The sequence below is a fragment of the Novosphingobium sp. PY1 genome, assembly GCF_017312445.1.
Lineage (GTDB): Bacteria > Pseudomonadota > Alphaproteobacteria > Sphingomonadales > Sphingomonadaceae > Novosphingobium.
Genome location: NZ_BLTI01000008.1, coordinates 42745 through 61454, shown reverse-complemented (window position 1 = coordinate 61454; position 18710 = coordinate 42745). Strand labels below are relative to the sequence as shown.

General features: G+C 63.7%; 18 protein-coding genes. 7 read left to right on the top strand and 11 right to left on the bottom strand.

The genetic code is table 11. The features are described 5' to 3' along the window. Complete coding sequence (locus J3474_RS11695; RefSeq protein ID WP_207094341.1) at window positions 1-651, bottom strand: lysoplasmalogenase family protein; 651 nt, start codon at window positions 649-651, stop codon at window positions 1-3. 142 nt (window positions 652-793) lie between these two features. On the opposite strand from J3474_RS11695, the gene trmFO reads away from it, so the two are divergent. Next, on the top strand, window positions 794-2170 hold the full coding sequence (gene trmFO, locus J3474_RS11690; protein WP_207094340.1) for a methylenetetrahydrofolate--tRNA-(uracil(54)-C(5))-methyltransferase (FADH(2)-oxidizing) TrmFO: 1377 nt from the start codon (window positions 794-796) through the stop codon (window positions 2168-2170). A gap of 6 nt (window positions 2171-2176) precedes the next feature. Here the strand turns inward: trmFO and J3474_RS11685 are convergent, their stop codons facing one another. Beyond that, the gene (locus tag J3474_RS11685) at window positions 2177-2635 is read right to left on the bottom strand and encodes an EF-hand domain-containing protein (RefSeq protein ID WP_007015210.1); all 459 of its coding nucleotides are present in this window, start codon (window positions 2633-2635) and stop codon (window positions 2177-2179) included. A gap of 73 nt (window positions 2636-2708) precedes the next feature. Then, complete coding sequence (locus J3474_RS11680; RefSeq protein ID WP_207094339.1) at window positions 2709-3383, bottom strand: hypothetical protein; 675 nt, start codon at window positions 3381-3383, stop codon at window positions 2709-2711. A gap of 175 nt (window positions 3384-3558) precedes the next feature. Here J3474_RS11680 and J3474_RS11675 point away from each other — a divergent pair, with 175 nt between their 5' ends. From J3474_RS11675 to J3474_RS11665, 3 genes are read left to right on the top strand one after another with little or no spacing between them, the layout of a single operon-like run. Further along, entirely contained in the window at window positions 3559-4863 is a 1305-nt protein-coding gene (locus J3474_RS11675; protein WP_007015208.1) for a TadE/TadG family type IV pilus assembly protein, read from the top strand. Beyond that, window positions 4860-5315, top strand: a complete 456-nt coding sequence (locus J3474_RS11670; RefSeq protein WP_207094338.1) for a TadE/TadG family type IV pilus assembly protein — start codon at window positions 4860-4862, stop codon at window positions 5313-5315. Before J3474_RS11675 ends, J3474_RS11670 begins: the two co-directional genes overlap by 4 nt. Further along, on the top strand, window positions 5315-5764 hold the full coding sequence (locus tag J3474_RS11665; RefSeq protein WP_207094337.1) for a TadE/TadG family type IV pilus assembly protein: 450 nt from the start codon (window positions 5315-5317) through the stop codon (window positions 5762-5764). The genes J3474_RS11670 and J3474_RS11665 overlap by 1 nt, the downstream gene beginning before the upstream one ends. A gap of 113 nt (window positions 5765-5877) precedes the next feature. Here J3474_RS11665 and J3474_RS11660 read toward each other — a convergent pair whose 3' ends face one another. The 8 genes from J3474_RS11660 to J3474_RS11625 all read right to left on the bottom strand — a co-directional run bounded on the left by J3474_RS11660 (window position 5878) and on the right by J3474_RS11625 (window position 15477). After that, entirely contained in the window at window positions 5878-7236 is a 1359-nt protein-coding gene (locus J3474_RS11660; RefSeq protein WP_013833679.1) for a pyruvate dehydrogenase complex E1 component subunit beta, read from the bottom strand. After that, window positions 7236-8321, bottom strand: a complete 1086-nt coding sequence (gene pdhA, locus J3474_RS11655; protein ID WP_013833680.1) for a pyruvate dehydrogenase (acetyl-transferring) E1 component subunit alpha — start codon at window positions 8319-8321, stop codon at window positions 7236-7238. Before pdhA ends, J3474_RS11660 begins: the two co-directional genes overlap by 1 nt. A 134-nt stretch (window positions 8322-8455) precedes the next feature. Further along, window positions 8456-8767 (bottom strand): septum formation initiator family protein, encoded by a 312-nt coding sequence (locus tag J3474_RS11650; protein ID WP_041559009.1) that lies wholly within the window; start codon window positions 8765-8767, stop codon window positions 8456-8458. Window positions 8768-8910: 143 nt separating this feature from the next. Continuing rightward, the gene (locus J3474_RS11645) at window positions 8911-10428 is read right to left on the bottom strand and encodes an efflux transporter outer membrane subunit (protein ID WP_207094336.1); all 1518 of its coding nucleotides are present in this window, start codon (window positions 10426-10428) and stop codon (window positions 8911-8913) included. Window positions 10429-10444: 16 nt separating this feature from the next. Then, a complete protein-coding gene (locus tag J3474_RS11640) occupies window positions 10445-11557 on the bottom strand; it encodes an ABC transporter permease (protein WP_013833683.1) in 1113 nt (370 codons plus the stop codon). Window positions 11558-11561: 4 nt separating this feature from the next. Next, window positions 11562-12686 carry an ABC transporter permease gene (locus J3474_RS11635; protein ID WP_013833684.1) on the bottom strand — a complete coding sequence of 375 codons (1125 nt, stop codon included), beginning with the start codon at window positions 12684-12686 and terminating at the stop codon, window positions 11562-11564. Next, window positions 12686-14479: an ATP-binding cassette domain-containing protein gene (locus tag J3474_RS11630; RefSeq protein ID WP_207094335.1), complete on the bottom strand. Its 1794-nt coding sequence runs from the start codon at window positions 14477-14479 to the stop codon at window positions 12686-12688. The genes J3474_RS11635 and J3474_RS11630 overlap by 1 nt, the downstream gene beginning before the upstream one ends. Next, on the bottom strand, window positions 14476-15477 hold the full coding sequence (locus J3474_RS11625) for an HlyD family efflux transporter periplasmic adaptor subunit (RefSeq protein ID WP_207094334.1): 1002 nt from the start codon (window positions 15475-15477) through the stop codon (window positions 14476-14478). Before J3474_RS11625 ends, J3474_RS11630 begins: the two co-directional genes overlap by 4 nt. Window positions 15478-15603: 126 nt before the next feature. Between J3474_RS11625 and J3474_RS11620 the strand changes: the two genes are divergently transcribed. Genes J3474_RS11620 through J3474_RS11610 form a run of 3 tightly spaced genes read left to right on the top strand, consistent with a single transcriptional unit; the run spans window position 15604 to window position 18710 of the window. After that, the gene (locus tag J3474_RS11620) at window positions 15604-16302 is read left to right on the top strand and encodes a TetR/AcrR family transcriptional regulator (protein WP_242528376.1); all 699 of its coding nucleotides are present in this window, start codon (window positions 15604-15606) and stop codon (window positions 16300-16302) included. A gap of 57 nt (window positions 16303-16359) precedes the next feature. Next, window positions 16360-18243 carry an ABC-F family ATP-binding cassette domain-containing protein gene (locus J3474_RS11615; RefSeq protein WP_207094333.1) on the top strand — a complete coding sequence of 628 codons (1884 nt, stop codon included), beginning with the start codon at window positions 16360-16362 and terminating at the stop codon, window positions 18241-18243. Continuing rightward, entirely contained in the window at window positions 18240-18710 is a 471-nt protein-coding gene (locus J3474_RS11610; protein ID WP_207094332.1) for a GreA/GreB family elongation factor, read from the top strand. The genes J3474_RS11615 and J3474_RS11610 overlap by 4 nt, the downstream gene beginning before the upstream one ends.

Here is an 18710-nt window from a genome sequence, read left to right as displayed (position 1 = left end):
TTATCGGCGTGAGCGCAGTTCCACGGTCACGCCGGTGGAAAGCATCAGGTTGCCGAAGTAGAACAGCGGCCAGGCGAAATGCGCCATCCACAGCTCACGCTGCATGAGGCCCTCCGCTGCGATGGCAAGCAGGTTCGCGGCCATGATGACCACAGCCCCTGCCCCCACCCGGTAGCGCGGAAAGGTGCTCGCCCAGGCGCTTGCGGCCATGCCGCCAACGGCAACCATGAAGACGAGCGCGGTAATGCGCATTTCGGGCGATGCCAGGAGAAAACCGATCACCGGCGTGATCAGCAGGATCGCGGTGACGGCGGCTTTCTGCGACCCGGTCAACTGCGCACGGCGATGCGAGGTAAAAAGCCCGATCCCCAGGCCGAAGCCGATGATGATCAGGACGATCGAGGCGTAAGGGAGATAGTCGTAAAGGGCCGTTCCGACCCCTTCGCATACCAGCATTCCCGCCAGCATTCGGGTGTCGTTGCCGCGATGGCGCAGGACGGCGTAGACCGCGAGAAATAGCAGAGGCGCGGCTTTCAGGCCAAGCAGGTAAAGGCCCGGAAGCCGGCTGTTTTCCAGCCAGATGAAAGCCAGCGCGGCAAGCACGCTGCCCAGCAGCCAGGGCCTTCTTTCGATGAGTGCGCGCCTTGGCATTCGCTGGGTCTTCCTGTCCGGGGCCGAATTCGTCGACTGCGCTTGTCACGGTTTTGGCCTGCCATGCAATCCCCCTCGTCCCGGCACGCCCAACTTGCATTCCCTTTCGCTGCGCGCAAAGAGCGGCTAGGGGCCTTGGCCCATGACAGCACAACCCGAATACGACGTTCACATTATCGGCGGCGGCCTCGCAGGCAGCGAGGCGGCCTGGCAACTCGCGCGGCGCGGCCTTCGCGTGCGCCTGTCAGAAATGCGCGGCACGGGAGAGCGCAGCCCGGCGCACCAGACCGACGGCCTGGCCGAGATGGTCTGCTCCAATTCCTTCCGTTCGGACGACGACGAGAAGAACGCGGTTGGCCTGCTCCATCACGAGATGCGCCGCTGCGATTCGGTGATCATGGCCGCGGCTGCCAAGGCGCAAGTGCCCGCAGGTTCGGCGCTGGCAGTCGACCGCGAGGTATTCTCCGCCGAAGTCGAAGCCCGCCTCCAGTCGCTGCCGACGCTCGACATCGTGCGCGAGCGCATCGACACCCTGCCCGATAGCGGCCTGACCATCGTTGCCACCGGGCCGCTTACGGCCGAAGCGCTGGCCGGCAGCATCGGCAAGGCGACCGGCTCGGATAGCCTCGCCTTCTTCGATGCCATCGCTCCGATCGTCTACCACGACACCATCGACATGGACATCTGCTGGAAGGCCTCGCGCTGGGACAAACCCTCCAAGTTCGGCGGGGAAGCCAAGGACTACATCAACTGTCCAATGGACAAGGACCAGTATCTGGCCTTCCACCAGGCCCTGCTCGACGGCGAAAAGACCGCGTTCAAGGAGTGGGAAGCCAACACCCCCTACTTCGACGGTTGCATGCCGATCGAGGTCATGGCCGAACGCGGTGTCGACACCCTGCGCTTCGGGCCGATGAAGCCGGTGGGGCTCGACAACCCGCACTGGGCGACCGAGGAACATCCCAACGGGCGCTGGGCCTATGCCGTCGTCCAACTCCGCCAGGACAACAAGCTGGGTACGCTGTGGAACATGGTGGGCTTCCAGACCAAGCTCAAGCATGCCGAGCAGGTCCGCCTGTTCCGCACCATTCCCGGGCTCGAAAAGGCCGAATTCGCTCGCCTGGGCGGCCTGCACCGCAACACCTTCCTCAACTCGCCGGTCCTGCTCGACCGGCAGCTGCGGCTCAAGAGCGCGCCGCACGTTCGCTTTGCCGGGCAGATCACCGGATGCGAGGGCTATGTCGAAAGCGCCGCGGTCGGTCTGATGGCCGGCCTGATGACCGCTGCCGAACTGGGTGGGCTCGAGTGGCAGGGACCGCCGCCGACGACGGCGATGGGCGCCCTGCTCTCGCACATTACCGGCGACGCCGAGGCGGAAAGCTATCAGCCGATGAATGTGAACTTCGGCCTGTTTCCGCCGCTTCACGAGGTCAAGAAGAAGCAGCGCAAGGAAGCCTATACCGAGCGGGCCAAGGAAGACATCGGCGCCTGGTTGCAAACGCTGGCCCCGGCGGCCTGAAGCGCTTCAGCACGAACAACGCGGTTTGGGACCGGACCGGCGCGGCGGCGCCGTGCGGCGGAACTCCTCCGGCGTCAGCCAGTCGTTGCCGTTGACGTCGGCATGGTCGAACTTGTCGACGGTCGTGACGGCCCATTCCTCAAACGTGAGCAGATTGTTGCCGTCCTTGTCGAGCCTGCGGAATCCCGCGGTCCTGGTCGACAGCATTTCGTTGCGGGTGATGCGTCCGTCGCTGTCATGGTCATAACGGGCAAAGCGCCGTTGCTCGCGGCTGAGTTCGGTCGCTTCGGGCGGTTCCGGGCCGACCAGATCCTCTATCGCCGCGCTTGGAAATTCGTCGGGCTGCGCCGTAGCTTCCTCAGGCGGCGGGGCGCCCTCCTCCACTTCGGCGCGGCCCTGCATCCAGAACAGGCCGAGCGAGACAAGCAGTAGCGCAGCCAGCGCGCCCAGGACCAGTCTGTTCACGAACGCCTCTGCATCACCCCGCGATGCCTAGTGCGATGGTCTCCGCCTTTGAAATTACAATCTGGTCAGCAGGTCAAAAGCCCAGAATACCGAGCCGCATGGCCTTGAGCAGCGCCGTGGGGGACTGCGCGGCTTTCTCATCGCCCCTGGCCTGCCGAGTTTGCGCAAGACCGTGCAGCACGAGTAGCGGCCGCAGGGGTCTTGAAACGCGCGGGCTGCGCGTCGCGTCCTCTGCGATCATGGCACGCATGGCCTCAGTCTCGCTCTTGTCGCGCAGGCGCGTGGCGAGGTCGGCCATCGCCCATTTTCGGCCGATCGTGGCGCAAGCCTGCGCCTCGCCCGGCCTGCCGAGCGCGGAGGCCAACGCGGCGAATGCGGCCCCGCGCCCCTCTACCATCTGACCCAAGGCTTCGGGCGGCAAGGGCGCATGCCCGGTCAAGGCTTCCCAGCCATCGACGAGCGCCGAGAGCGCCTTGTGCTGGCCGTCCCAACTGCGCAGCGCGGCCAGCAAGGGTTCGCCCGCAGGCCATTCGGATGCATCGCGATCGAGGCTCTCGCGCCACCAGGCAAGGCGCAGCTGCGCCAGCATCGGCTCCTTGGAATGGCGCAGCAGCCCGGCCAGACGCGTATCTAGCGCGAACAGGGCCAGCGTGGGCAGGCGCGCCGAGCCTGGGGCATAGGCCAGCGCCAGTCTCTGGCTCAGCGGCAAACTGGCAAGCAAGCTCTCTTCGATGGCGTTTGCGGACATCGGTCGCGGGGGGGAATCTTGTGACACAGCGCCTCTCTAACCTGCGAGGCCGGTTGTGCAAGTGCGCCCAAATGCAACGCCATTTAACAAGGGTTAACTAAAATGTTTCATTCAATGCAAATCTCGTTGCCCGAGATAGTGAATATTCGATTGAGGCGCCTTGAGGATATTTCCGATGTTCCGACGGATCCGCTGCCTGATGAAAAGCCTGCTCTCCGCAAGGAGCGGCAACGCCATGATGATGGTGGCGCTCGGCATGCCCGCCCTCATCGGAGCCATGGGCTATGGCGTCGACACAGCCCAATGGTACATGTGGCAGCGCGAGTTGCAACACTCGGTCGACCAGGCCGCAATCGGCGGCGCATGGGCGCTGGCCTACAGCGACGATGCCGATTACGAAACGCGCGCCAAGCAGGAATTCAACGCCAATCAGAAGATCACCGCCTCCTTCGCGAGCGCTCCGACGATCAGCCTGGCGAACTTCGATGGCGGCACGGCGAACAGCGTTCTGGTAACGGCCACGGCGACGAAGAAGCTGCCTTTCACCGGCTTGCTGCTCAACCAGTCGGCCACCGTGATGGCGCGCGCGCAGGCCCGCTTCAAGGAAGGTAACAAGTTCCATGCCTGCCTGATCACCCTCAAGCAGGACGGCACCACATTCCAGATCGGCGGTAACGCACACGTCATCGCCAATTGCGGCTTGGGCGCCCTTTCATGCAGCGACGATGCCATCACTATCGACGGCAGTGCGACGGTCGAGACCACCTCGATTGCAGCATGCGGTACAGTGGACGTCCCCGAGAGCCTCCAAGGAACGGTCACAGAAAATGCCTCTGGCCTCACCGACGTCTATTCCGACATTCCCATCCCGGAGCCGGATTCCAGCACTGCGGACCAGACAAAGGCCAAGTACTGCGATGGCAATGGCAACAAGGCGATCGCCAATCTTTTTCCCGGCAAATATGTCGGCGGCTATACCGCCAAGTGCGCCACGACTTTCAACTCGGGCATCTATTTCATCGATGGCGGCACCCTGGACCTGTCCACCAACGCAACGGTCGTGGGAAAGAATGTTCTGTTCGTGCTGCGCAAAGGCGCGCAGATCAAGCTGGGCGGCGAAGGGGCGACGGGCTCGATCACGCTGACGCCGATGCAAGCTGCCGACTTCCAGAGCACGCCTTATGCGGCCGATGCGGATCGCCTTTCGCAGATGCTGTTCATGGAGGACAAGACCGATGAGACCGAGCCTGCCTCGCACCAGATCAACGGCAACACCAATCTGAACATCGAGGGCGTGCTCTACCTTCCCAACGGTGACGTCCAGATCAACGGCGACTCCGGCACCACCAGCAAGCTGTGCTTCCAGATCTCGGCCTATACGCTCGACATTCGCGGCAGCGCCTACCTGCGCACCTTGTGCGACTACGACGACAGCTCGCTGCTCGGCACTTCCACTCCCATTGTGAGGCTCGTGGCATGATCGGTCATGGCCTGCGCCGCATGGTCCGCGACCTGAAAGGCGTGATGGCGGTTGAAACCGCCATCGTCGCACCGGTTATCGTGCTGATGGCACTCGGTACCTTCGAGGTCGGCCGGATCGTCTCGCGCCAGCAGGAATTGCAGAGCGCAGCGAGCGAGGCCGAAGGCATCGTGCTGGCCGCCGCAGCCGGTTCTGGCACATCCTCGGACACAATGAAGAGCGTCATCAAGGACTCGCTCGGTCTCGCCGACAACGAGGTGACCCTGCAGCAGCGGTTTCGCTGCAACCTCTCCAGCCAGTTGACTGCGGATGCATCCACCTGCGACACCGATCAGCCGATCTATCAATATGTCCTGCTCGACGTGACCGATACCTACACGCCGATCTGGACCCGCTTCGGCGTGGGCAAGGCCCTGAACTATCGTGTCGAGCGCACGATCCAGGTGCAGTGATGGGAGGCTTCTTCTCGCAGCGGCGCCTTGCGCGCTTCCACCGGGACGAACGCGGCGGTGTTCTCGTCGAGTTCGCCCTGCTCGCGCCGCTCTTCTTCACGCTGCTGATCGGCGTCCTCCAGATCGGGATGCAGATCCAGAACTGGAACGCAATCCGCAACCTCGCCTCGGATGGCGCGCGATTTGCTGTGGTCGAGTATCAGCGAGGCCATGCCAGCCAGGCCGACCTGATTTCAACGTGGATGCGCTCACGCGGGGTCGGTTCGCGGTACAATCTCAATACCGACCGACTGGGCATTACCGTAACGTCGCAGACGAGCCGGATCGCCGATGCCCTCGAAATGCAGATCAGTGTCACTTACGATGCGCCGGATTACCTGGCCTTCGTCCCGGGCAACCTGCTGCAGATCACGTACAAACGGCCGGTTTTCCTGCTCAAGGACAGCTGACCACCCTTCCCTTCTGACAGCGGGCTGCATCGATGCAGCGTCCACGCCATGAAAAAGGGCCGCCGGGATGATACCGGCGGCCCTTGTCATTCCTGGCCTGAAAGCCTGCGGGCTCAGCCCTGGTAGCAGACCTTCTTGACTGCCTCGACGATGCGGGGCGTGTCGATCAGTGCGGCCTTTTCAAGGTTGGCCGCATAAGGCAGCGGCACGTCCTCGTTGCACACGCGCAGGACGGGCGCGTCGAGATCGTCGAAGCCTTCTTCCATGCAGATCGCAATGACTTCCGAAGCGATCGAGCAGACCGGGAAGCCTTCCTCGGCAACGACGAGACGGTTCGTCTTTGCGAGGCTTTCCAGGATCGTCTGCTTGTCGAGCGGACGCAGGGTGCGCAGGTCGATGACTTCGGCATCGATGCCTTCGCCAGCCAGCTGTTCGGCGGCTTCCAGCGCCAGGCCGACGCCGATCGAGTACGAAACGATGGTGACATCCTTGCCCTCGCGCATGATGCGCGCCTTGCCGATCGGCAGGACATGGTCGTCGAGTTCCGGCAGCTCGAAGGAACGCCCGTAGATCAGTTCGTTTTCAAGGAAGACCACCGGGTCTTCGCTGCGGATCGCCGCCTTGAGCAGGCCCTTTGCGTCCGACGCGTCATAAGGCGCGATGACCACCAGACCCGGAACGTTGGCATACCACGGGCCGTAGTTCTGCGAGTGCTGTGCGCCCACGCGCGAAGCAGCACCGTTCGGGCCGCGGAACACGACCGGGCAGCGCATCTGGCCGCCGGACATGTAGTTCGTCTTGGCCGCCGAGTTGATGATGTGGTCAATCGCCTGCATGGCGAAGTTGAAGGTCATGAACTCGACGATCGGACGCAGGCCGCCCATCGCCGCACCGGTGCCGATACCGGCAAAGCCGTATTCGGTGATCGGGGTGTCGATGACGCGCTTGGGGCCGAATTCCTCGAGCAGGCCCTGGGTCACCTTGTAGGCGCCCTGGTACTCGGCGACTTCCTCGCCCATCACGAAGACGCGTTCGTCGCGGCGCATTTCCTCGGCCATCGCGTCGCGCAGGGCCTCGCGAACGGTCGAGGTCTTCATGTTGGTGCCATGCGGCACTTCCGGATCCTTGCGCGCAGGGGCCGGGGCTTCTTCTGCCTTGGCAGGCTCGGAGGAAGCGGGCGCCGGAGCCGGAGCTTGCGAAACGCTTTCGGCCACGGCCGAGGCATCCTCGCCTTCACCGGCTAGGACGGCGATCACGGTGCCGACCTTCACGTTCTCGGTACCTTCGGCAACGACGATCTTGCCGATCGTGCCTTCATCGACGGCTTCGAATTCCATCGTCGCCTTGTCGGTTTCGATCTCGGCAAGGATATCGCCGGAGGAGACTTCGTCGCCCTCCTTGACCAGCCACTTGGCAAGCTTGCCCTCTTCCATCGTCGGCGAGAGCGCGGGCATCTTCAGTTCGATCGCCATCAGTAACGCTCCACCAGGACGTCGGTATAGAGTTCGGACATATCGGGCTCGGGTGAATTCTCTGCAAAGTCGGCGGATTCGGCGACCTGGGCGCGAACGCGCTTGTCGATCGCCTTCAGTTCGGCCTCGTCCAGGCCCATTTCCATGAGCTCGGCCTTGGCATGCTCGATCGGGTCACGCTTGTCGCGCACGCCCTGGACTTCCTCGCGGCTGCGATACTTGGCCGGGTCGGACATCGAGTGGCCGCGATAGCGGTAGGTGTTGAGTTCCATCAGCACGGGGCCGTTGCCGCCGCGCACATGCTCGAGCGCGACTTCGGCGGCCTTGCGGACCTCGAGCACGTCCATGCCGTCGACCTGCATGCCGGGGATGCGGAATGCAGTGCCGCGACGGTAGAAGTGCGTCTCTGCCGACGAACGGGCGACGGCCGTGCCCATCGCGTACTGGTTGTTCTCGATCACGAAGATGATCGGGAGGTTCCACAGGGCCGCCATGTTGAAGCTCTCGTAGACCTGGCCCTGGTTCGCCGCGCCGTCACCGAAGTAGGCCATCGCGACGCCGCCGTCTTCACGGTACTTGTGCGCGAAAGCGAGACCGGTACCGAGCGAGACCTGTGCGCCGACAATGCCGTGGCCGCCGTAGAAGCGATGCTCGACACTGAACATGTGCATCGAGCCGCCCTTGCCCTTCGAGATACCCGAATGGCGTCCGGTCAGTTCGGCCATGATGACCTTCGGATCGATGCCGTAGGCCAGCATGTGGCCATGGTCGCGATAGCCGGTGATCACCGAGTCCTTGTTGCCGTCGAGCGCGGACTGCAGGCCGACAGCGACAGCTTCCTGGCCGATGTAGAGGTGGCAGAAACCGCCGATCAGGCCGAGGCCGTAAAGCTGGCCGGCCTTCTCCTCGAAACGGCGGATGAGCAACATCTGCTCATAGAGCTTGAGAAGTTCTTCCTTGCTCGCCTTGTAGCGGCGATCGGCCGCATGGGCTTCCTGGAGGCTGCGCAGGACAAAGTCCTGGTCCTCTGCCGGCGACCCGTTCGAATTTGCGCCGGGCTGGGCGTCAGTCTTGGCTTTGGGCAATGAGGCTCCCCATCGTCGATGTGATCAGTTGCGGGCGGTATAGGAAAGAGGCGGGCAAAGCGAAAGCGCCCGAAAGGGAAAATACGAATTCCGGAACAAAAATTATTGCCTGCCGGTGAGCTGGCAATGGCCGCTCAGGGGATGAGCATCACCATTTCGTCGGAACGTGCGACGTTGAGGTTGCCGCGCAGCAATTCGCCGGCAAGGTCCGGATCCACGTGCTTGGGATCGAGCAGCTCGACGCGATTCTGGATTCGCGCGCGCTCGAGCTTGAGTGCGGCAAGATCGGCATGGCGCTGTTCGAGCAAGCGCTGGTTTTCGCCCCAGGCGATAAGCCCGCTCGGACCGGCGATAACGAATGCGCCCATGAGCAGAAGAACCGCAAGGGACAGGCCCTGCACGAGTCGCTCTTTCGCAATGTTGGGTTCCGGGCGCATGGTCCTCATGGGAATCGATAGAATCACAAGTGATTCAGCGTTGCAAGCACTATTCAATACGCCTTAACGCATAGCGCGCACAGCGCTCGCCTTCCCGTTCCTGCATCGCGATGCAAGGAATGATGTTGATAAGTCCTGCTGCGAAGCCCCGATCAGCGATGGGCGACATCCCCACCTGGGGAAATCTCCGGAGTATTGCCGATCGCCTTGTTGACGGTGACATAGCTGACGGCCAGTTGCCCCTCGTTGTCGGACAGCTCCCGGCGGGCCTGGATCAGCGCCCGTTTCGCGTCGATCAGGTCGAGGTAGTTGATCGCCCCGCTGTCATAACGCGCTTGTGCGATGCCTAGGGACGACCGCGTAGCCCCGAGCTTTTTCGCCAGGCTTTCATGCTCTTGGCGCGCCGCCATGGAGCGGTTGAGGGCGTTGTCGATTTCCTGCCAGGACTTGAGCACGGTAGTCTGGAACGCGACGGCGGCCTCGCGCTGCTCCAGCTTGCGCAGCTTGACGACGCTGCGCCGCCGTCCACCATCGAAAAGAGGGAGATCCAGGCTGGGACCGATGGACCAGTTGCGGCTGGCCCAATCGAAGAGGTTCTGGCTGCGGTAGGATTCAAGGCCGAAGCCACCGCCAAGCCGGATGCTGGGATAAAGGTCCGCCACGGCCACGCCGATGCGTGCGGTTGCCGCATGCATGCCGGCCTCGGCGGCCCGGACATCGGGGCGCCGCAGGGCGATTTCCGACGGCAGGCCAAGCGAAAGATCGGGCGGTAGCTGGACTGTTTCGCCTCCGCGCGGAACCAGCGTGTCGTTGAGGCTACCCGGCGTCTTTCCGAGCAGCAGCGCGATTGCGTTGGCGTGCGCTGCCTCCTGCGCCAGCATTGCAGGGAGACGCGCCTCCATGCCGTGCAGCGTCACATCCTCGAGGTCGAGAACGCCGTGGCTGTCGAGACCGCCATCGACGCGGGCCTTTACCAGCGAAATCCGATCGCGCAGCAAGGCAATGTCCTCCCGCAGCAAGGCGATGTCACGCTGGCTGGTGCGCAATTCGAAATACGTCGAGGCCACTTCGCTCGCCACGCTGAGGCGCGCCTGATCCAGCAAGGCGCCTTGCTGTGCGATCGTAGCATCCGCCGCTTCGATCGACCGCCGCACCTTGCCCCACAGGTCGATCTCCCACGAGGCATCGAACTCGCCGCGATAAAGCGTGAAAGGCTGGGAGAGCAGTTTGGCCAGGGCATCGCGGTCGGAACCGATGGCATCGAACAGTCGGGTTCCCGCGCCATATTCGCTCTGTCGCTGGCGGCTGACGTCCGCACCTGCGCCGACTTGCGGGATTCCGGCCGAAGAGGTGACCGAACGCTGGATGCGCGCCTGTGCAAAATGCAGGGCTGCGGTCTCCAGATCGGGACTGGCCGCAAGGGCCTGAGTGACCAGGTCGTCGAGCACCGGATCATGGAACGAGGTCCACCAATCCGCGGGCATTGCAGCATCGGTGCCTGGCGCTGCGACCAATGACGGGTCCGCGCTGCGCCAGCTCGTCCAGTCCTGCGGTGCATCGGGGGCAGAGCTCACATAATCCGGGCCGACCGTGCAGCCGCCCACTGCTGCGACCGCTATGGCGATGCCGACTGTCCGGCTCGGGCGGGGGAAACTCGGTTTTCGGGACATGGCAGGCATCCGAAGATCAGGCGAGGCGGTGGCGAAACAGCCAGGCAGCCAGCGGCAGCGTCACGCTTGCCACCAGCACGAGGGGAATGAAATCCATAGCGACATCGGCCAGCCCTGCGCCTTCGAGATAGACGCGCCGAACCAGATCCACGCCGAAACGCAGCGGATTGACGTATGTGGCCAGCTGCAGGCCCTCCGGCATGTTGCGGATCGGGGTCAGCAGACCGGAAAGCATGGTCAGCGGCATGATGACGAGGAACGAGTAGAGCATGGCCTGCTGCATGTTCAGGGCCAAGGCCGAGAGCGACATGCCGATGCCCACCGCGGCACCGGTGAAGCTGAGCAGGCCGAGATAGAGAAGCCAGGGCGAACCGCTCATCGGTATCCGAAACCAGAACAGGACGATCATCAGCACGATCGTCGACTGCGCGATCCCGACAAGGATCGAAGGCAGGGCCTTGCCGACCAGAATCTGCAGCGGCGAAAGCGGCGTGACCAGCAATTGATCGAACGTCCCCTGCTCGCGTTCGCGCGCAACCGACAGGGCCGCGAGCAGCAGTGTCTGCAGCATACTGAGCGTCGCGATCATTGCCGGCATGATCTGCCACCGCGAATTGAGGTTGGGATTGAACCACGCCCGCCGCTCAATCGTGATCGCAGGAGCCGCCCCGTGCGCTGCATTGAAACGCTGCGCAATGGCATTGAGGTAGCCCGCCGCCGTCGCCGCTGTTGAGGAATTGCGGCCATCGAGGATCACCTGGATCGTCGCCGCCTCGCCCCGTGCCAGTCTCTGGTCGAAATCCGCCGGGATGGTGATAGCCAGTAGCACCTTGCCCGGATCGATGACCGAGGCGATCTGGTCGGCCGAAGCAAGCGTCGCTTCGCGTTCGAACACGCCGGTTCCGTCAAGCCGGGTCACGAACTCTCGGGCGGCCGCGCCCCTGCTCTGGTCCAGCAAGGCATAGGATACATTCGTCAGGTCGAAGGTCGCCCCATATCCGAAGAGCATCGTCTGGAAGAACGCCGGGGCCAGCAGGATGATCCGGTTGGCCGGGTCCTTGAGGATCGCCAACACTTCCTTGCGGCAAAGAAAGGCGATCTGGGCGATATAGGCGATCACGGATTGCATGGCCTCAGTCCAGCGTCTTGCGCAGGGTCCTGCGCGTCGCGAAAATAAGAACGAGGGCGTATGCAGCCAGGATCGTGCAATTGCGCGCAACCATCATCCAGTCCGTCCCGGCGAGGAACAGCGACTTGACCATGCCCATGAAATGCGTGGCTGGCAGCAGCTGGGCGATGACCTGCACCGCGACAGGCACGTTGCGAAGGTCGAAGATGAAGCCCGATAGCATGAGCGCGGGCAGGAAGCTGGTCAGCAAGGCAACCTGACTCGCTGCAAACTGGTTGCGCGTGCGGCCCGAGATAAACAGGCCGAGCAGCAACGAGACGGCCAGATAGAGCGCCGAGGCCAGCACGATCGCAAACAGCGATCCGCGAATGGGCACCTGAAACAGGAACCGGGCCGCCAGCAGGCAGGTTGCCAGGTCGATCAGCCCCACGGCCATGTAGGGCAGCAGCTTGGACAGCACGATCTCCAGCGGCCTGACCGGTGTCACGAAAAGCGCTTCCAGCGTGCCGCGCTCCCATTCGCGGGCGATCAGCAGCGACGTCAGGAACGCCCCGACGAGCGTCATCACGAGCACGATCAGCCCCGGAACGAGATACCAGGTGCTGATCCCCGCTTCGTTGAACCAGGTTCGCTGCATCAGGGTGATCGATCCGCCCCGGCCGGCCGCCCCTTCGCGATCCACGCGGCGCAGCATGGCGTTCGACACGGAAGCCGAAACGTAGGCATCAAGCGAGGTTGCCGTCGTTGAATCGATACCATTCAGGACAAGCTGAATGCTGGCGCCCCCCGCAGCCCGACGCCTCGAGAAATCGATCGGGACCCGCACGATCGCGTCGACTTTACCCGACTGCAGCATGGTTTCGGCCCGAGCCATCGTGTCGACGTAGACCGGCGAGAGATAGTGCGAGCCCTCGATTCCGGACACGGCTTCGCGCGCCGCGGCAGAGTTGTCATCGAGGACGAGCGCGACCGGCGCATCGCGCACATCGAACGACAGCCCGTATCCGAACAGCAGGATAAGGGCGACCGGCAGAAGAAGTCCAACCATCAGGTTGCTGCGATCGCGCAGCATTTGGCGGATTTCCTTGCGGGTCAATGCGGTCAGGCGGACGGAAAACTCGGAACGCATCACGCCGCCGCCTGTTCGCTCGACGCGCGTGCGCGCGCCTGCTCGACAATCGCGATGAAGGCCCGGTCCATGTCGTCGGCTTCGCCGTTACCGGCCTGCTCACGAACTTCGCGCGGCGTACCAAGAGCCAGCAGGTGCCCGGCATCCTGGATCGCGATGCGGTCGCAATATTCGGCCTCTTCCATGAAATGGGTAGTGACGATGATCGTTACGCCTTCATCGGCAAGCGCCGTGATCGTGCGCCAGAACGCGCGCCTGGCCAGCGGATCGATGCCGCTGGTCGGTTCGTCCAGGAAGAGGATGTCCGGGTCATGAATCAGGCCGGTGGCCATCGCCAGACGCTGCTTGTAACCGAGCGGCAGAAGACCGCAGGTTGCAGACGCATCGAGATTGAAACGCTCGAGCGTTTCACGCACCCGCCGGCGCAGCATCTTGCCGCGCAGACCATAGGCCCCGCCGAAGAATTCCAGGTTCTCGCGCACGCTGAGGTTCGAATAGAGCGAGAATTTTTGCGCAACATAGCCGATGCGCACCCGCGCAGCGGCGCGGGCGGTTCGCAGGTTCACGCCTGCCACATCGAGTTGACCGCTGGTCGCCGGCAACAATCCGCACAGCATCCTGAACGTGGTCGTCTTGCCCGCACCATTGGGGCCCAAGAGCCCGAAGATCTCCCCCTTGCCGACATCGAAGGAGGTATTGGCAACAGCGGTAAAGTCGCCGAACCTGCGCACCAGATCGCGCACGCGGATCATGACTTCGCGTTCGGTACCCTTGTCCTGGCCAAGCGGAACCTGCGCAGCATCCGAGGTCGCTTCAGTAAGCGGTGGCGGCTTGTGGGCTTCGCCGGGCGTCTCGTGCTGGCGCAGCAGGAACATGAAGGCATCTTCCAGTTCAGCGGGGCGCGGCTCGACATGGGCGCCTTCGAGAAGTTCCGAGATCGTTGAAAGCTCATGACCGGAGTCGCGGATCAGGCGCACGGCGCCGCCGCGCGGCACAGCATCCACGATCCGGTCCCTGGCATCGATGAGGCGGGCCTGGAGGTTGCGGGCTAGCATGCCCGCGGCCGGGGTGGCGATATAGGTCAGACCCTCGGCCTTGCGACGCAAGTGCTCCGCAGTTCCTTGCGCAAGCAGGCGTCCCTTGTTGAGGACGAAGATCTCGTCGCACCGCTCGGCTTCATCCATGTAGGCAGTGCTGACGATCACACTGAGTCCCTCATCCCCGATCAATTGCTCGAGAATTTGCCACAAGTCGCGCCGCGAGAGCGGGTCGACGCCGACGCTGGGCTCATCGAGCAGCAGCAATTCCGGCACGCGCACAAGCGTGCAGGCGAGCCCCAGCTTCTGCTTCATCCCACCCGACAGATTGCCCGCCGGCCGCTCAGTGAAACGCGCCATGTCGGTCATTTCCAGCATCCTGGCGAAGCGCTCCTTGCGCTCGTCCAGCGGAACGCCGTGAAGGTCCGCGTAGAGATCGAGGTTCTCCTGAACCGACAGATCTTCATAAAGGCCGAAGCGCTGCGGCATGTAGCTGATGCGGCTCTGCACCTCCTGAGGGCCACGCCGCACATCGATGCCCAGAACCGAAAGGCCTCCGGCGTCCGGCGCGATCAAGCCGGCCATCATGCGCATCATCGTCGTCTTGCCGGCACCGTCCGGACCGACCAAGGCACTCAGGGTTCCGGGCCGAACCTTGAGGGAAACGTCGTCGATGGCATTGAACGGAGTTCCGTCTGGCGCCGCGAAAGTCTTGCGCAAACCTTCGCTGACGACGGTTGCGACGGTCTCGCTCACCGCGCCGGACCTGCCGCGATCCGCACTGTCACCGGCTGGCCCAGTCGCAGGCGGTTCTGCGCATCTTCCACCCGCACCCGCACTTCATAGACGAGGCTCGTACGCAGTTCCTCGGATTCGACCGACTTTGGCGTGAATTCGGCGACCGACGAAATATACCCGACCTTGCCGGAGACCGGCTGGTCGGGGAAACTGTCGCTGGTCACCCGAGCTGCCTGCCCCGGCTTGATGCGGCCCAGGTCTGTCTCATCGACATAGACCCGGATCCATTTCGGACTGGTCAGCGCCAGCTCGTAAATCGGCCTTTGCGGCGATGCCATGTCGCCCACTTCGAGCAGTCGCGTGCGCACGACTGCGTTTTCCGGCGCGCGCAATTCGCCTTGCGAGATCTGATGTTCGAGCAAGGCCAACTGGGCCTGCGTGCCCTTCAACTGTGCCTGCGCGGCGGCAACGTCTTCGGCTCGCGGGCCTTGCTCGGCCAGACGCAGTGCTTCCTTCTGCTCCCTCGCGCGAGCCGCGGTGACTTTCGCGGCATTGCGGGCGCTGTCGATTTCCTGCCGACTGACGCCGCGACCGTCCGTCCTGTCGGAAATGGCTTCCATCCGCGCCAGATCGTCGGCCGCGCGCTTCGCATCGGACATCGCTGCAGCAAGGCGTTCGCCAGCCTGACGGATCTCTTCAGGCCGCGATCCGTTGCGCATGCGCAGCAGGTTCTGCTGGCTTGCCGACACTTGCGCCCGGGCCTGTTCGGCCTGCAGCGACAGCGTCGTCGTATCGAGGCGGGCCAGCACGGTGCCGGCCTCGACCGCATCGCCCTCGTCGACGTTGAGCTGCTCGACCCGGCCATTCCCTTCGAACGCGAGTGAGACCTGGCGAATATCGACATTGCCATGGAGGACCAGTTCGTCGCCATCGGCACCATGGTGTCCCTGCGAGAGCCAGTACCCGAAGGCCATGACCACGATGAGCCCGACGATTGCGGCAGCGATCTTTTTCATGCGGTCATCCGATTGCGGTTCGGGTTGTCTGGCATCGCAGACCTATCATCTGATGCAAGGCTTCGCGATGGCAGTGCCTTAACTTAAATTGAATTTAAATTGTATGTTCGCTATTGTCCAGTCGCGATGAGCCGAATGAAACAGAGCGATCCGCAAGACGAAAAAGCGCCGAAACGTAACACGCGCGTCGACGGGGCGAGAACGCGCGCGAGGATCATCGAGAGCGCCGGACGGCTGATCGGCGCCAACGGATTTGCCGAAACCACCAGCAAGGCGATTGCCACCGCGGCGGGGGTCGACCTGGCATCGATCAACTACCACTTCGGCAGCCGCGATGGGCTCTACAAGGCCGTGCTGGTCGAAGCGCACCGGCGCTTCATCACGCTCGACGAACTGCAGGCCATCGCCGGTGATGAAGGTCCGCCGCAAGACAAGCTGCGTCGCTTCCTCGACAGGCTTGTCACACGCGCCCTCGCCCCCAAGGACTGGAACGGCAATGTCCTTGCCCGGGAACTGCTCTCGCCCGGTTCGCACATCGAGGTTCTGTTCGAGCAGGAAATCGGACCAAAGTTTCGAGTACTGTCTTCGGTCCTGAGCGAAATAAGCGGAATTTCCGCAGGCGACCCGGCCCTCGTGCGCTGTGCCATCAGCGTCGGCGCTCCTTGCGCCATGATCTTCGTCGCCCGCCGCAACGAAAATCCCCTGTCCCGCCAGATCGACGCCATGGGCAAGGACGAGCTCGTCGATCACCTCCTGAGCTTTGCCCTTGGCGGACTTCAGGCGATCGGCCGCGACCACGACAAGCCGGTCTCGCGATCGGACTGATGCCAAGCCGAGCAAGTCCGCTTGGGATTCTCCGCACCTCCTGCTAGGCGCGCGGCCATGTTGACGATCCGCGAACTGTCCGTGCGCCTTGGTGGGCGCACTATCCTTGACCAGGCCACTGCAACCATTCCCCATGGCGGGAAGGTGGGGCTGATCGGCCGCAACGGCGCCGGCAAGTCGACGCTGGTCAAGGCGATCATCGGCGAGATCGAGCCTGACGGCGGCGGCGCCGAAATGCCGCGCCGCGCGCGTCTGGGCTATATCGCCCAGGAAGCCCCGAGCGGCACCCGCACGCCATTTGAAGCCGTGCTGGAAGCGGACGCCGAGCGCACTGCGCTGCTGGCCGAATCCGAAACCTGCACCGATCCCCATCGCCTTGGCGACGTACACGAGCGCCTGATCGCCATCGACGCCTACAGTGCGCCTGCCCGCGCCGCGCGCATTCTGGTCGGCCTCGGCTTCGATGAGGAAATGCAGTCGCGACCGCTCGACAGCTTCTCGGGCGGCTGGAAGATGCGCGTGGCCCTTGCCGCGCTGCTGTTCTCGGCCCCTGACGTGCTGCTGCTCGACGAACCGTCGAACCACCTCGACCTTGAGGCAACGCTCTGGCTGGAAAGCTTCCTGCAAAGCTATCCCGGCACGCTCATCGTCATCAGCCACGAGCGAGACCTGCTCAACACCGTGGTCGATCACATCCTGCACCTGCAGCAGGGCAAGCTCACGCTCTATCCGGGCACTTACGACAGCTTCGAGCGCATCCGCGCCGAGCGCGTGGCGCAGGCCGAAGCGGCGCGTGCCAACCAGGAAGCACAGCGCAAGAAGCTGGCCGACTATGTCGCGCGCAACAGCGCTCGTGCTTCCACCGCCAAGCAGGCGCAGTCGCGCGCCAAGATGCTGGCCAAGATGCAGCCGATCGCGGCGATGAGCGAGGATCCCTCGCTCAGCTTCGACTTCCCGAGCCCGGACGAACTGCGCCCGCCGCTGGTCACGCTCGATCTTGCCGCCGTCGGCTACACGCCGGGCGAACCGGTCCTCAAGCGGCTGAACCTGCGGATCGATCCGGAGGACCGCATTGCCCTGCTCGGCCGCAACGGCAACGGCAAGACCACGCTTGCGCGCCTGCTCGCGCAGCAGTTGGAACCGATGGAAGGCGCAATTACCTTCTCCGGCAAGATCCGGATCGGCTACTTCACCCAGTACCAGGTCGAGGAACTGCCGAGCGGATCCACTCCGCTCGAGCTGATGACCCGCGCGATGGCCGACAAGCCGCCGCTGGCCGTGCGCAACCAACTGGGCCGTTTCGGCTTTTCCGGGGAGCGGGCGACGGCGGAAACGCATACCCTGTCCGGCGGCGAGCGCGCGCGCCTGGCCCTTGCCCTCGTCACCCGCGATGCACCGCACCTGCTGATCCTCGACGAGCCAACCAACCACCTCGACGTCGATGCACGCGAGGCACTCGTTCAGGCGCTCAATGCCTTCGAAGGCGCGGTCATCCTCGTCAGCCACGATCGCCACATGGTCGAATTGGCGGCCGACCGGCTGGTGCTGGTCGATGGGGGCACGGCCAGGCCCTACGACGGATCGATGGAGGACTACATCGACTTCGTCCTCGGGCGTAACCAACCCAAGACCGAAGACAGGCCCGGCGCTTCCGACGCCAAGCCGCAGCGCAAGGCGGGAGCCATCGCCCGCGAAGAACTCAAGGCCGCGCGCCGCAAGGTGTCGGAAGCCGAGACGCGCTTGTCGCGCCTGCAAAAGCAGCTCGACGAACTCGACAATGCTCTCGTCGAGCCTACCAAGGCCAAGGGAGAACTTGCGCGCCTGGGCATCGGCGAAATCGGCAAGCGGCGTACGGCGGCGGCAGAGCAGCTTGAGGAAGCGGAGATGGCGTGGCTGGAGGCCAGCGAAGCGCTTGAATCGGTGATGGGGGGCGCAGCATGAGCGTCGCCTTTCGCCGCGAAAGCGACGAGGAACATCTCGAGCCCAAGTTCGAAGTACCGATCCCGCCCGGGCCGAACCTGGTCACCGCCCATGGCCTGGAGCGCATTCGCTCACGCATTGCCGAGCTGGAAAGCCAGGTTCCCGCAATGACCGAGGAAACCGAGCAGAAAGCGGCCAAGCGGGACTTGCGCTACTGGCGTGCCAGACTGTCGACCGCGCAGGTTCAGCCCGTCCCTTCCGGCGAAACGGTCGCTTTCGGTTGCCGGGTAACCTTTGTCCTGGCCGGCAAGCAGCGCACGATCGACATCGTCGGACATGACGAAGCCGAGCCAGCGCAGAACCGTCTGGCTTTCACCGCGCCGCTTGCCCGCGCGATGATGGACGCGCAAGCTGGCGAATTCGTCGATTTCAACGGGAAGGAAGAGGCTATCGAGATCGTCTCGATAGCGCCCCTCGCCGCAGGATAA